Below are 12,517 nucleotides of genomic sequence, written 5' to 3' on the forward strand. Positions count from 1 at the left end.
TCAGGCCGCCGGGCTGGAGGCGGCCAGGAAAGCGCGCGCCTTGGCGCCGACCGCCTCAGCGCTGTCGCCCGGCTTGTAGAGCGCGGACCCCAGCCCGAAGCCGGCCGCCCCGGCCGCACGATAGTCGGCCATGTTGGCCAGCGTCACGCCTCCCACCGGCAGCAGCCGGGTGCCGCGCGGCAGCACCGCGCCCCAGGCCTTGACGGCGGCCGGTGGCAGCGCCTCGGCCGGGAACAGCTTGACGGCATCGGCGCCGGCGGCCAGTGCCGCGAACGCCTCGGTCGGGGTGAAGGCGCCGGGGATGGCGGTCATCCCGCGCAGGCGGGCGGCGCGAATCACCGCCGGGTCGCAGTGGGGGCTGACGACCAGCGTGCCGCTGGCAGCCGCGATGTCGGCCACCTCGCGGGCGCTGGTGACCGTGCCCGCGCCGATCACGGCGCGATCGGAAAAGGCTTCGGCCAGGGCCGCGATCGAGCGTAGGGGCTCGGGCGAGTTCAGCGGCACCTCGATCAGCGTGAAGCCGGCCTCGACCAGGGCGGCCCCGATCGGGCGGGCCTCGTCCGGCCGGATGCCGCGCAGGATGGCGACCAGCGGGCAGCGTTGGAACGCGGCTTCGAAATCGAGCGGCATCTCGGGCCAGTCTTCCTGTCTGCGGTTCATCGCCGGACGAGCCCGGCCTGGGTGGCGAGCGCCAGGTGGCCCGCGCGTACGCAGGCGGCCGGCGCATCCCGCGTCGCAATGCCCAGGCGCCGTGCCGCCCGGCGGTAGCGATCGGCCAGGTCGGCGCTGCCGATCAGGATCAGTTCGCCGTCGCCGGCCGCGATCCCGCCCAGTTCCGCACCGATCAGCAGGCCGGAGAGGTAGTCGGCTGCCTCGTCCTCGGCCAGTTCGTCGAAAAGGCGCAGGGTCCGCGCGGCGAAAATCGCGTGCAGCAACTGGCCCGCCCCCTGCAGCCCGCGCGCGGCATCGACGCCCCGCGCGAAGCCGGAGCCGTCCCCGCTTGCCGCACCCATCAGGCGGCCGAGGATGGTGTGGGTCCGCAGGGCCGCGAACAGCTCCCCGGTCATGCAGGTATGGAAGCCGATGATCCGGCCCTGCGCGACGGTGACGGTCTTGGAGTGGGTGCCGGGCAACAGGAAGGTGCCGCCGTCGATCGCCATGAGGGCCAGCGCGCCGACGATCTGGCATTCCTCGCCGCGCATGACGTCGGGCACGCCGTCGCGGTCGCGGGCGGTGACGCCGGGTGCCACGCGGATGGGCCCGAAGTCGGGCACGGTGATCGGCGTCAGGTGGCGGCCGAGTTCGTCCAGTGCCACGGGGCAGGGCAGGTAGGGCGCCTCGATCCAGCCCTGGCGGCTGCCGATCATGCCCGACAGCAATGCCGGCAGCGGTCCATGCCGCTCCAGCCATGGGCGGCAGGCATCATGCAGGGCGGCAGCGAACGCCCCACCCGCGATGTTCATGATGCCGAGCGGCGCCTCGCGCTCGTCGAGCACGCCGCCATCGGCTGTCAGGAGATACACGCGAAGGGACGTCGTCCCCCAATCGACGCTGAGCAGAGCCGCCAAAGCCGACATTCCCCCAGAAGACCACTGTTTGGGGGTATCCTAGACCGGTCGATGCCGGTCTGGATATCAGGCGATGATGCGCACGTCCGGTGGAATTGCAGAGCCCGGCATCGCGTCCGGCAACGCCTTGCCGCACTCGACCTGGCCCAGCAGTTCGACGTCGTCGATCGTGTAGGCGAAGAGGGGCTCGGCATAGCCGACGGCAACCCTGGTGGCACCGCCGGCGTCCAGGCCGATCGGCCGTCCGACGACGATGTGAAGGCGCGCCTGCTCGCTGCGGGCCTCGGCCAGGTGCCGGCGCGCGCTGGGCAGGTCGATTCCGTGGCTCGGGATATGGATCCGGCCACCCTCGAACACGGCCTCGTAGCAGGTGACGCCCTCATCGTCGTCCGGCAGGGCGCCCAGATGTATGTACTGGACCACGCCGGAAGAACCTGTGGCGGCGATGCTGCCGCATTCCTGCTCATCCGTCGCGCTGCCTGCCATCATCGCCGCCTCCGCCGCTGGACTCCCACCTGGGAAGCCAACTGCGGGGCGGGCCGGAAGTTCCGGGGGACGATGGAATAGAACCAGGCTTGAGCCGTAGCCTGTCAGACGAGCGGGTTCATCACGTGCTGGCGATAGCCCGCGCGCTCACCCAGGCGCTCGTACCAGGCCTTCACGTTCGGCAGGTCGGGGCGCTCGATCGGGAACCAGAACCAGCGGAACGCCTGGATGCCGGTCGGGATGTCGGCCAGGGTGAAGCTGTCGCCGGCGATATACTTGCGGCCCGCCAGGTGCTGGTCGAGCAGCGTCAGCGCCTCGGCCGTCTTCTGCTGCGAGGCGGCGATCACCTTGGGGTCCTGGTCGGGCTTGGGCGTGCGCACGATCTGCAGGAACATGGGCGTGATGGCGGGGCCGGCGACGGTGGCGCCCCAGTCCATCCAGCGGTCGATGTCGGCGCGGGCCTTCAGGTCGGCCGGCCACAGCGCTTCGGCGCCATGCTTGGCCGCCAGGTAGCGCATGATGGCGTGCGATTCCCACAGCACGAACCCGTCGTCGTCGACCGTGGGCACCAGGCCGTTGGGGTTCAGCGCCAGGTACTCCGGATCCTTGTTGCGCCCGTACGGGCCGCCGATATCCTCCCTCGCGTAGGGCAGGTCGAGTTCAGTGCAGAGCCACAGCACCTTCTGGACGTTGGACGAGGTCTTGCGGCCGAGAATCCTGAGCATGGGCGATCTTTCCTCCGAAACGGGCACCGTTCCCGGCACCGGCCGGCGATGCTAGCGCCAGCCGCTCCTGTTCCAAAGCCTGTCGTCCTGGATTAGGCTGCCGGCATGAGCAAAGATGCCGACCGGATGGCCGCCGCCCTGCGCGAGAACCTGCGCCGCCGCAAGGCGCAGAGCCGCGGGCGCAGCGACGCCGCGACCTGTTCCGAGCCATCGGTCGGCGGCGGTGGTGCGACCCCAGGCGAAGCCGTCGATCCCTCCGAGCTTCCCGCGCGGCCGGCAATCGACTAGAAACGGCCGACCCGCAATCGGTCGCCGGATTTTCCAATGCCAGTGATGCCCGACTCCTGGATCCGCGAAAGCGCGGGGAAGGGGATGATAGAGCCCTTCGTCGAGCGCCAGACGCGCGAAGGCGTGATCTCCTATGGCCTGTCGTCCTATGGCTACGACGCCCGGGTGTCGCGCGAGTTCAAGATCTTCACCAACGTCGACAATGCCATCGTCGACCCCAAGAACTTCGCGCCCAACAGCTTCGTCGATCGCGAGCTCGACGTCTGCATCGTGCCGCCCAACAGCTTCGCGCTGGGCCGGACGATGGAGTATTTCCGCGTGCCGCGCGACGTGCTGGTCATCTGCCTCGGCAAGTCGACCTATGCGCGCTGCGGCATCATCGTCAACGTGACCCCGCTGGAGCCGGAGTGGGAAGGGCACGTGACGATCGAGATCTCCAACACCACGCCGCTGCCGGCCAAGATCTATGCGGGCGAGGGGATCTGCCAGTTCCTGTTCTTCCAGGGCGCCGGCCCTTGCGAGACCTCCTATGCCGACCGGGCCGGCAAGTACATGCGCCAGCAAGGCGTAACCCTGCCCCGCCTCTGATCCGGCGCACCGCGGCCACGCCGCCGCCCTGAAGGCGGGGTTCATTTGCATGGATGAAGCCCCGATATATGTTCGTCTCCGCCGTCCCCGGCCCCGCGATCGGTTGCGATCCCGGGGCAGAACCTGATTCGAGGTTCCAGCCGTCCATGGACAAGATTCGCATTCGCGGCGGCCGGCCGCTGCACGGCCAGATCCCGATCAGCGGCGCCAAGAACGCGACCCTGCCGCTGATGGCCGCCTCGCTGCTGACCGACGGCACGCTGACGCTGTCGAACGTGCCGCACCTGGCAGACATCGCCACCATGGCCAGCCTGCTGGCCCAGCACGGCGTATCGGTCGGCATCGACGGCGCGGCCCCCGGCGGCGGCCATACCGGCCGGGTGATGGCCTTGCAGGCCGGCACGATCACCAGCACGACGGCGCCCTACGACCTGGTGCGCAAGATGCGCGCCTCGGTGCTGGTGCTGGGGCCGCTGGTGGCGCGCGAGGGCCGGGCGCGCGTCTCGCTGCCCGGCGGCTGCGCCATCGGCACGCGGCCGGTCGACCTGCACCTGAAGGGGCTGGAGCGGCTGGGCGCCAAGGTCGAGCTGACCGCGGGCTACATCGAGGCGAGCGCCCCCGGCGGGCTGGTCGGGGCCGAGATCGTCTTCCCGTTCGTGTCGGTCGGCGCCACCGAGAACCTGCTGATGGCGGCCACCCTGGCGCGTGGCGAGACGGTGCTGTTGAACGCCGCCCGTGAGCCGGAGATCGTCGACCTGGCGGAATGCCTGTCGGCGATGGGGGCCGATATCGAAGGCGCCGGCACTGACCGAATCCGCATCCGCGGCAAGGATCGCCTGCACGGCGCCGCCCACACCGTCATCTCGGACCGGATCGAGACCGGCACCTACATGATGGCGGTCGCGATCACCGACGGCGACGTCGAGCTGATCGGCGGCCGGCTCGACCTTGTGCGGTCGGTGGCCGATGCGCTGACCCCGGCCGGCCTGACGGTGGAGGAGACCGCGCGCGGCATCCGCGTGCGCCGCGCCAACGGCCGCCTGACCGGCATCGACGTGATGACCGAGCCCTATCCGGGCTTCCCGACCGATCTTCAGGCCCAGCTCATGGCGCTGATGTCGACGGCGGGCGGGGCGGCGATGATCACCGAGACGATCTTCGAGAACCGCTTCATGCATGTGCCCGAGCTGACGCGCATGGGCGCCAACATCAATGTCCACCATGCCTCGGCCCTCGTCCGCGGCGTGCCGCGGCTGACCGGGGCGCCGGTGATGGCGACGGACCTGCGGGCATCGGTTTCGCTCGTGCTGGCCGGGCTGGCGGCCGAGGGCGATACCATCCTCAGCCGCGTCTATCATCTCGACCGCGGCTACGAGCGGGTGGAGGAGAAGCTGGCGGCATGCGGTGCCGAGGTGGAGCGAATTCGCGAATCCTGACGTTACGGCGGATGGCAAGGAGGGGCCGATGGCAAAGCTGAAGCTGCGTGCGGTCGATGCCGAGGACATGTCGGTGATCTCGGCCTGCCTGCAGGACGCGATCGTCACCCTGGGCGACATGACCTGGGAGCGGGAGAGCGGTCGCTTCCTGCTCGTTGCCAGCCGTTTTTGCTGGGAAGGGTGCCGCGATGCCGAGGGCGGGCTGCTGGAGCGGGTCCATGCCGGGGTGTGCTTCGACGGGGTGACGGGCGTGCGCCATCGCGGCGTCGACCAGTCCAAGCGCGAGGCGCTGCTGTCCCTGCTGGCGACGACGCCGGTGGAGGGCGGAATCCATCTGGAGTTCGCCGGCGGCGCCACGATCCGGCTGGAAGCAGAGGAAATCCTGTGCCATCTACAGGATATCGACGAGCCGTGGCCCACCCAGTGGCGGCCGTCGCATCCGCTCGAAGAAGGTTGACCAGGCCCCGGCCATTGCCGGGCGCACCTATTCCTTTCCAGCGTTTCAGGGAGCTTTCCGTTGTCCGCGAACGATGTCCTCGTGCTCGCGCTGCCCAAGGGCCGCATCCTCAAGGAAGTGATGCCCATGGTGCGCCGTGCCGGGATCGAGCCGGAGCCCGCGTTCGATGATCCCGACGATCGCCAGCTCCGCTTCAAGACCAACCGCCCCGGGATCGACATCATCCGCGTCCGCAGCTTCGACGTGGGCGCCTTCGTGGCCTTTGGCGCCGCCCATCTGGGCGTCGCCGGCAGCGACGTGCTGATGGAGTTCGACTATCCCGAGATCTATGCCCCGCTCGACCTGAAGATCGGCCATTGCCGGCTGATGGTGGCCGAGCCCGAGGAACTGTCGGCCACCGACGACCCGTCGCGCTGGAGCCATGTGCGCGTCGCGACCAAGTATCCCCAGCTCACCCGCCGCCATTTCGCCGCGCGCGGCGTGCAGGCCGAATGCATCGCGCTCCATGGCGCGGTGGAACTGGCGCCGCGCATCGGCCTCTGCCGGCGCATCGTCGACCTGGTGCAGACGGGCTCGACCTTGAAGGCCAACGGCCTGGTGGAGATCGAGCACATCGCCGACATCTCGTCGCGCCTGATCGTCAACCGCGCCGCGCTGAAGACACGGCCGGACGAGGTCCAGGGCTGGGTCGACCGCTTCAGAGCGGTGACCGAGGCCCCGGCCACCCGCCACTAGTCTTATGGTTCGCCGTCTTTCCACCGCCGACCCGGGCTTCGAAGCCGACTTCCTGGCCCTGCTGGCCGAGAAGCGCGAGGCCGACGAGGATGTCGACCAGGTCGCGGCTGCGATCATCGCCGACGTGCGCTCGCGCGGCGACGTGGCGGTCGCCGAATATACCCACCGCTTCGACCGGCTCGACACGGCCGCCATCGGGCTGCGCATCCCGGCGACCGAGGTGCATGGCGCGGTCGAGCGCTGCGCGCCCGAAGCAGTCGCCGCCCTGCGCATGGCCGCCGGCCGGATCGAGGCGTTCCACCGACTGCAGATGCCGGCCGGCATCGACCATGTGGACGCGGCCGGGGTGCGGCTCGGCATGGTGTGGCGGCCGATCCCGGCCGTCGGCCTCTATGTCCCGGGCGGGCTTGCCGCCTATCCCAGCTCGGTCCTGATGAACGCGCTTCCGGCCAAGGTGGCGGGCGTCGGCCGGGTTGCGGTGACGGTGCCGACGCCGGACGGCATCCTCAACCCGCTGGTGCTGGCGGCGCTGTCGATCGCGGGGGTGGACGAAGTCTATCGCGTGGGCGGGGCCCAGGCGGTGGCGGCACTTGCCTATGGCACCCGGAGCATCGCGGCGGTCGACAAGATCGTCGGTCCGGGCAATGCCTATGTCGCCGCCGCCAAGCGCCGCGTCTTCGGCACCGTCGGCATCGACATGATTGCCGGCCCGTCGGAGATCCTGGTGGTGGCCGATGGTGCCAACGACCCGGACTGGATCGCGGCCGACCTCTTGTCCCAGGCCGAGCATGACATGGCGGCCCAGTCGATCCTGCTGACCGACGACGCGGCCTTCGCCGACCGCGTGGTGGCGGCCGTGGCGGCCGAGCTGGCGGTGATGCCCCGCCGTGAGATCGCGGCCGAAAGCTGGCGGCGCTTCGGCGCCGTCATCCTGCTGCGCAGCCTGGACGAGGCACCGGCCCTGGTCGACCGGCTGGCGCCCGAGCATCTGGAACTGGCCGTCGACGCGCCCCAGGCGCTGGCCGACCGCATCGTCAATGCCGGGGCCATCTTCCTCGGCCGCTACACGCCCGAGGCGGTCGGCGACTATGTCGCCGGCCCCAACCACGTCCTGCCGACGTCGCGCAGCGCGCGCTTCTCGTCCGGCCTGGGCGTGCTCGACTTCCTGAAGCGCACCACCTTCGTCGCCTGCGATGCTGACAGCCTGGCCCGGATCGGCCCGGCCGCGGTGACGCTGGCCGAGACGGAGGGGCTGCATGCCCATGCGCGGTCGGTCGCGATCCGGCTCCGGCCCGCCGGCTGAGCCGCCGCGGGCAGACGAGCCGGCGGCCGCCGCGCCGCCGGAGCAGCGCATCGCGCGCGTGACGCTGGACGAGCACACCGTCCTGCGCCGCAACCCGGACGTCGAGCATGAGCGCGCCGTCGCCCTGTTCGACCTCGTGGAGGAGAACCGCTTCGCCCTGGTCGACGGCCCGGCCGGCCCCTACCACCTGCATCTGGCGATCGCCGACAGCCGCCTGCGCATCCTGGTGCGCGACGCCCAGGACCAGCCGCTGGTGGAGATCCTGCTGCCGCTCCTGGCCTTCCGCCGGATCGTGCGGGACTATTTCATGATCTGCGAGAGCTACTACGCGGCTATCCGCCGCTCCACCCCCTCGCAGATCGAGGCGATCGACATGGGCCGGCGCGGCCTGCACGACGAAGGCTCGCGCCTGCTGCGGGAGCGGCTGGCCGATCGCGCGACCATCGACCATGCAACCGCCCGGCGGCTCTTCACGCTCGTCTGCGTGCTGCATATCCGGGGCTGAGCCAGGTGCGGCGTCCGGCCAGCGTCCTCTTCGCCTGCAGCCAGAATTCCGTCCGCTCGCCGATGGCCGAGGCGATCCTGAAGCAGCTTCAGCGGGCGCGCATCTTCGTCGATTCCGCCGGCCTTCGATCGGAGCCCATCGACCCTTTCGCGATCGCCTGCATGGCCGAGATCGGGCTCGACCTGTCGCGCCATCGCTCCAAGAGCTTCGACGAGCTGGAGGACACCTCCTTCGACCTGATCGTCACGCTCTCGCCGGAGGCGCACCACCGGGCGCTGGAGATGACGCGGACGATGGCGTGCGACGTCGAATACTGGCCGACCTTCGACCCGACCATCGTCGACGGCAGCCGGGATGTCCGGCTGGAGGCCTATCGCACGGTCCGCGACGGGCTGTGGGACCGCATCGCCGCCCGCTTCCCCGGCCTGCCGACCCCGGCGCCCTGAGATGCTGAAACTCGACCACCTCACCGTCATCGCGCCGACGCTGGCCGAAGGAGTGGCCCACGTCCGGTCGTGCCTTGGCCTCGAGGTGCCGTTCGGGCAGCGCCACGCCTACATGGGCACCCACAACCACCTGCTCCAGTTGGGCGATGGCGTCTACCTGGAGATCGTGGCCGTGGACCCCGATGCCGCGGGGCCGGGGCGCCCTCGCTGGTTCGGCCTCGATGACCAGCAGGCGGTCCGGGCGGATTGGGACGCAGGCCGGCGCCTGCGCGGCTGGGTCGCTGGAACGGACAGGATCGACATGGTCCTGGCGCGTCGGGAAGGGACCTTCGGCCGGAAGGTCTCCCTGCCATCGAGCGACCCTACTTTCGAGTTCTCGCTGCTGGACGACGGCTCGCTGCCGCTGGGCGGGGCGGCACCCTCGATCATCGACCGGCGCGGCAAGGCGCGCGCGATGGCGACGATGGCGGACCTGGGTGCGCGCCTGCGGTCGTTCTCGCTCGAGCATCCGGAGGCCGACGCGATATCCGCGCTCTACCGGGAGCTTGCCATCGAGCGGGCACCGTCCGTCTCGCACGGCGGTGGCCTTCGCTATCGTGCACGGATAGAAACGCCGGGCGGGATGCGGGAGCTTTTCTAGGCGGCGGTGGCAGCCCGCCCTGCATTCCCCAAGGGCGGTGATGCGCAAGGATTGGATCGAGGCCTTTCCGGCGGCACAGCGAGAGACCGCACGGGCGGCACTGGCCGGCGCTTTCGGGCCGGCCCAGATTGATACCGTCACGCCCGTAGGCGGCGGCGCCTCGGGAGCATTGCCTTACCGGGTGGAGGTTGGGGGTCGCCCCTATCTGCTGCGGATCGAGGGCAAGGCAAGCCCACTGCGCAACCCCCATCAGTACCACGCTCTGCGCATCGCCGCGGCGAGCGGGATCGCACCGGTTGTGCATCATATCGACGAGGTAGCGCGCGTCGTGGTGACCGACTTCATCGCGCATCGCCCGTTGCAGACCTACCCAGGTGGCCCTGCCGCATTGGTGGTGGCGATCGGTGCGCTGCTGGCACGTCTCCAGGAAGGCCCGGTCTTTCCGCATTTCGTCGACTATCCGGACATCGTCGGGCGCCTGTTCGCCCACGTGCGCCGAACCGGGCTTTTCGCCGATGGCCTGCTCGATGCCCATTTCGAACGGCTCGGGAGGATTAGCCAAGCCTATGCCGGCGGCCTTGACCGGCTCGTCGCCAGCCACAACGATCTGATCCCCGGCAATATCCTGTTCGACGGCCAGCGGCTGTGGCTGATCGACTGGGAGTCGGCCTACCGCAACGATCCGCTGGTGGACGTCGCGACGGTCTTGGACACCCTGGCGACCGCGCCGGCCCTGGAGGCGGCATTCCTGCGAGCGTGGCTGGGCCGCGCGCCGGATGCCGACCTGCTGACCCGCCTGGAACTCACCCGCGCGCTGACGCGGCTTTACTATGCCGGGGTCATGCTGAGCGGCTCGGCGGCGGCCGGCCGCGCTGCTCCCGACACGGACCTGTCATGTCCAAGCCTCGAAGACTTTCGACAGGCGATCGCCGACGGACTCCTGACGCCGGGAACGGTCGAAACCCGGCATCTCCTGGGCAAGATGTTCCTTGCGTCGTTCCTGACCGGTGCCGAGCCGCCGGGGTTCGAGCACGCGGTCCTGGCCTAGACCCCCTCCAACGCGCCGTAGTCATGCGTATAGGCATCGGGCGTGAAGTTGCCGATGCGCTGGGTCCAGCGCTTGCCCGGCCACAGATAGTCGACCCGCCCGTCGGTCGGCCGATAGACGGCGGTATAGGCGGTGGCGGATGCCGCGCGGCGGGAAAAGAGGGGCGGCTCCAGCATGCGCGCGGTCAGCGCGGCGAGCGTCATGTCCGGATCGGCCAGCGCCGTCATCAGCGCATCGTGCCGAGCCAGAGAGCGTGTGCTGGCGTCGAACTGGCGGGAGGCGGCGGTGTCCTGATGGTTGGTGCAGACCGGCACGCGCGAGACGGCGGGCAGGCGGTCCGGGCCGAGGAAGACGGTCGCATGGTCGCCCGAACGGTCGAGCAGGGTCACGTTCTGCGACAGGGCGACGGGGATGCGGCAGAGCGCGGTCACGGCCTCGTCGACCCGGCTGCACGTCTCCAGCACGTAGCGCAGCAGCAGGATGACCGCGAAGCCCAGCCCCTGGGCGGGGCTGCCGCCGGCGGTCAGGCTGGCGACGAGGCCATCGGCGTTCATGCCGTCGATGCAGCCGCCCCACGGCCGCTGGGCCTTGGCGATCACTTCCCGTCCGAACCAGGATGTGCTTTCGAAGCGATCGGACACGAGGTCGAGCCGGAAGTCGTAGTTGCGTACCAACGCTGGCCCGCCGTCGCCCAGCCACACGGCTTGGCTGCAGCCGTCGCCCATCGGCGGCGGGCGATAGTGGCTGAGGATGCAGCGGTCGAGGTCGTCCTCGGCGGTCAGCGCGCAGGCTTGGTCGTAGGGGGCCAGCAGTTCGGGCATGTGGCGGGCGATCGCCGCCCGGCATTCGGCGGCCGATGGCGGTGGCGCCAGCCCCTGGCCCAGATACCAGCGCCGGGCGGCTTCCCGGCCGGTGCGAAAGCGTGCCGCCCAATCCTGGCCGGGCTCATCCTCGCGGGCCGCGACGAAGTCCTTCAGCATCCTAGACGACCCGCGGCGCCAACTCGCGCATCAGGTCGAGCCAGGGCGGCATGCAGCGCGACAGGTCGTAGCGCGCAATCGCGGTCTCGCGCGCGGCGCGGGCCAGATAGGCGAAGGCGGGCGGGTCGCGCAGCACGTCGACCACGCGCGCGGCTAGGTCGTTGGGGTCCGACGCCTCCGCCAGCAGGCCGTTGTAGCCGTGCTCGATCACCTCCTCGACCGCGGGGTTGCGCGCCCCGACGACGACCGCCCCCAGCGACATCGCCTCGATCACCGACCAGGACAGCACGAAGGGCCGCGAGGAATAGACGTGCGCCGTCGTGATCTGCATCAGGCGGATGAAATCCTGGTAGCGGATGCGGCCAAGGAAATGGACGCGCGGGTCGTTCATCCCCATGTCGCGCACGAGGGCGGCGCGGTGGCTGCCGCCGCCCTCGGGCTCCGGCCCGTACTGCGCGCGCTCGCCGCCGACGATGATGATCTTGGCGTCCGGCACCTGGCCCAGGATGCGCGGCACGGCGTAAAGGAATTCCGGGAAGCCGCGCATCGGCTCCAGCCCGCGGGCGACGTAGGTGACGATCTTGTCGCGCGCCGACAGCATGGTCAGGTCGGGCAGCTCGAAGCGGGCGAGCGGGTCCGGGTGCAGGCGCCGCGTGTCGATGCCGTCGTGGATGACGCGGATCTTGGGCTGGTGGGCGGCCGGGAAGGTGCCGCGCTGCCAGTTGGTGGGCGACACGCCGGCCGCGGCCTGGTCGAGGGCCGCCTGCATGTGCCACATGCCCATGGCATCCATCGTCGTGCCGGTATCGCGGAAGAACTCGCAATAGGCGATCATCGGCACGTCGGGAAAGACCTCGCGCAGCGGCACGGCACCGCCCCAGCCGGGATGGGCAATGACGAGGCGCGGCTGGAAGCCGGAATCCGCAAGCGCCCGCAGCTTGCGCCCGGCGGCGCGCGCGTGGCCCAGCAGGTTGGCGACCGGTTGCAACGCCCGGTCGCCCGGTGTGCCGACCGTGTCGGGCCGGTAGAAGTGCTTGTCGACGATGGTGAAGGCGGAATTGTCCTGCACCGACAGGAAGACGCTGCGCGGCCGGACCCGCGGCGCCAGATGCTGAATCAGATTGAGGAACTGGCCCGGGACGCTGTGGTGGATGTAGAGAATGGACATTCGTTCCCGATGCGCTGTCCGTCAGTATGGAGGAGGCGGACCCTGCACCGGGCCGCCCGATGATTCTACCCTGAATCCGTTCACATCGGGAGGGGTGATAGGGAAATTGGATGGCGTGGCGCCGGACAAGCTGGCACACAGCGC

16 protein-coding genes are annotated in these 12,517 nt (G+C 70.1%); 10 read left to right on the forward strand and 6 right to left on the reverse strand.

All coding sequences use genetic code 11. The annotated features are described in order from the left end of the window. From STVA_RS10465 to STVA_RS10480, 4 genes are all read right to left on the reverse strand, one after another. Complete coding sequence (locus STVA_RS10465; protein ID WP_420822816.1) at positions 1-660, reverse strand: 2-dehydro-3-deoxy-6-phosphogalactonate aldolase; 660 nt, start codon at positions 658-660, stop codon at positions 1-3. Beyond that, positions 657-1,523 (reverse strand): 2-dehydro-3-deoxygalactonokinase, encoded by an 867-nt coding sequence (locus tag STVA_RS10470; RefSeq protein WP_170216277.1) that lies wholly within the window; start codon positions 1,521-1,523, stop codon positions 657-659. The genes STVA_RS10465 and STVA_RS10470 overlap by 4 nt, the downstream gene beginning before the upstream one ends. A 111-nt stretch (positions 1,524-1,634) precedes the next feature. Continuing rightward, complete coding sequence (locus STVA_RS10475; RefSeq protein ID WP_123687908.1) at positions 1,635-2,057, reverse strand: hypothetical protein; 423 nt, start codon at positions 2,055-2,057, stop codon at positions 1,635-1,637. A gap of 101 nt (positions 2,058-2,158) precedes the next feature. Then, positions 2,159-2,779: a glutathione S-transferase family protein gene (locus STVA_RS10480; RefSeq protein ID WP_123687909.1), complete on the reverse strand. Its 621-nt coding sequence runs from the start codon at positions 2,777-2,779 to the stop codon at positions 2,159-2,161. Between the two features lie 126 nt (positions 2,780-2,905). Between STVA_RS10480 and STVA_RS10485 the strand changes: the two genes are divergently transcribed. The 10 genes from STVA_RS10485 to STVA_RS10530 all read left to right on the forward strand — a co-directional run bounded on the left by STVA_RS10485 (position 2,906) and on the right by STVA_RS10530 (position 10,225). Next, the gene (locus tag STVA_RS10485; RefSeq protein WP_170221585.1) at positions 2,906-3,067 is read left to right on the forward strand and encodes a hypothetical protein; all 162 of its coding nucleotides are present in this window, start codon (positions 2,906-2,908) and stop codon (positions 3,065-3,067) included. Between the two features lie 36 nt (positions 3,068-3,103). Beyond that, a complete protein-coding gene (gene dcd, locus STVA_RS10490) occupies positions 3,104-3,655 on the forward strand; it encodes a dCTP deaminase (protein WP_123687911.1) in 552 nt (183 codons plus the stop codon). A gap of 146 nt (positions 3,656-3,801) precedes the next feature. After that, complete coding sequence (gene murA, locus STVA_RS10495) at positions 3,802-5,091, forward strand: UDP-N-acetylglucosamine 1-carboxyvinyltransferase (RefSeq protein WP_123687912.1); 1,290 nt, start codon at positions 3,802-3,804, stop codon at positions 5,089-5,091. Between the two features lie 28 nt (positions 5,092-5,119). Beyond that, a complete protein-coding gene (locus tag STVA_RS10500) occupies positions 5,120-5,548 on the forward strand; it encodes a DUF2948 family protein (protein ID WP_123687913.1) in 429 nt (142 codons plus the stop codon). A 120-nt stretch (positions 5,549-5,668) separates the two neighbouring features. Continuing rightward, positions 5,669-6,283, forward strand: a complete 615-nt coding sequence (gene hisG / locus STVA_RS10505) for an ATP phosphoribosyltransferase (protein ID WP_245978228.1) — start codon at positions 5,669-5,671, stop codon at positions 6,281-6,283. A gap of 4 nt (positions 6,284-6,287) precedes the next feature. Further along, positions 6,288-7,586, forward strand: coding sequence for a histidinol dehydrogenase (hisD, locus tag STVA_RS10510; protein ID WP_123687915.1), 1,299 nt, complete (start codon positions 6,288-6,290; stop codon positions 7,584-7,586). Beyond that, complete coding sequence (locus STVA_RS10515; RefSeq protein WP_245978138.1) at positions 7,540-8,091, forward strand: UPF0262 family protein; 552 nt, start codon at positions 7,540-7,542, stop codon at positions 8,089-8,091. Before hisD ends, STVA_RS10515 begins: the two co-directional genes overlap by 47 nt. Positions 8,092-8,153: 62 nt before the next feature. After that, positions 8,154-8,537: an arsenate-mycothiol transferase ArsC gene (locus STVA_RS10520; RefSeq protein ID WP_420822833.1), complete on the forward strand. Its 384-nt coding sequence runs from the start codon at positions 8,154-8,156 to the stop codon at positions 8,535-8,537. A 1-nt stretch (position 8,538) separates the two neighbouring features. Beyond that, positions 8,539-9,177: a VOC family protein gene (locus STVA_RS10525; protein ID WP_123687918.1), complete on the forward strand. Its 639-nt coding sequence runs from the start codon at positions 8,539-8,541 to the stop codon at positions 9,175-9,177. A gap of 40 nt (positions 9,178-9,217) precedes the next feature. Beyond that, positions 9,218-10,225, forward strand: a complete 1,008-nt coding sequence (locus tag STVA_RS10530; RefSeq protein WP_123687919.1) for a phosphotransferase — start codon at positions 9,218-9,220, stop codon at positions 10,223-10,225. On the opposite strand, the gene STVA_RS10535 is transcribed toward STVA_RS10530, so the two are convergent. Both STVA_RS10535 and STVA_RS10540 read right to left on the reverse strand, forming a co-directional pair. Continuing rightward, complete coding sequence (locus tag STVA_RS10535; protein ID WP_123687920.1) at positions 10,222-11,205, reverse strand: C45 family autoproteolytic acyltransferase/hydrolase; 984 nt, start codon at positions 11,203-11,205, stop codon at positions 10,222-10,224. The genes STVA_RS10530 and STVA_RS10535 overlap by 4 nt on opposite strands. A 1-nt stretch (position 11,206) precedes the next feature. After that, positions 11,207-12,373 (reverse strand): glycosyltransferase, encoded by a 1,167-nt coding sequence (locus tag STVA_RS10540; protein ID WP_123687921.1) that lies wholly within the window; start codon positions 12,371-12,373, stop codon positions 11,207-11,209. Positions 12,374-12,517: the final 144 nt, after the last annotated feature.

This window comes from Stella humosa, from assembly GCF_006738645.1.
GTDB classification, from domain to species: domain Bacteria; phylum Pseudomonadota; class Alphaproteobacteria; order ATCC43930; family Allostellaceae; genus Allostella; species Allostella humosa.

Coding starts and splice junctions, on each gene's coding strand:
- STVA_RS10475 (WP_123687908.1), bottom strand. CDS start 2,057: ATGATGGCAGGCAGCGCGACGGATGAGCAGGAATGCGGCAGCATCGCC.
- STVA_RS10500 (WP_123687913.1), top strand. CDS start 5,120: ATGGCAAAGCTGAAGCTGCGTGCGGTCGATGCCGAGGACATGTCGGTG.
- STVA_RS10525 (WP_123687918.1), top strand. CDS start 8,539: ATGCTGAAACTCGACCACCTCACCGTCATCGCGCCGACGCTGGCCGAA.
- STVA_RS10515 (WP_245978138.1), top strand. CDS start 7,540: ATGCCCATGCGCGGTCGGTCGCGATCCGGCTCCGGCCCGCCGGCTGAG.
- dcd (WP_123687911.1), top strand. CDS start 3,104: ATGCCAGTGATGCCCGACTCCTGGATCCGCGAAAGCGCGGGGAAGGGG.
- STVA_RS10465 (WP_420822816.1), bottom strand. CDS start 660: ATGAACCGCAGACAGGAAGACTGGCCCGAGATGCCGCTCGATTTCGAA.
- STVA_RS10485 (WP_170221585.1), top strand. CDS start 2,906: ATGGCCGCCGCCCTGCGCGAGAACCTGCGCCGCCGCAAGGCGCAGAGC.
- STVA_RS10535 (WP_123687920.1), bottom strand. CDS start 11,205: ATGCTGAAGGACTTCGTCGCGGCCCGCGAGGATGAGCCCGGCCAGGAT.
- STVA_RS10540 (WP_123687921.1), bottom strand. CDS start 12,373: ATGTCCATTCTCTACATCCACCACAGCGTCCCGGGCCAGTTCCTCAAT.
- STVA_RS10530 (WP_123687919.1), top strand. CDS start 9,218: ATGCGCAAGGATTGGATCGAGGCCTTTCCGGCGGCACAGCGAGAGACC.
- hisD (WP_123687915.1), top strand. CDS start 6,288: ATGGTTCGCCGTCTTTCCACCGCCGACCCGGGCTTCGAAGCCGACTTC.
- STVA_RS10520 (WP_420822833.1), top strand. CDS start 8,154: ATGGCCGAGGCGATCCTGAAGCAGCTTCAGCGGGCGCGCATCTTCGTC.
- hisG (WP_245978228.1), top strand. CDS start 5,669: ATGCCCATGGTGCGCCGTGCCGGGATCGAGCCGGAGCCCGCGTTCGAT.
- STVA_RS10480 (WP_123687909.1), bottom strand. CDS start 2,779: ATGCTCAGGATTCTCGGCCGCAAGACCTCGTCCAACGTCCAGAAGGTG.
- murA (WP_123687912.1), top strand. CDS start 3,802: ATGGACAAGATTCGCATTCGCGGCGGCCGGCCGCTGCACGGCCAGATC.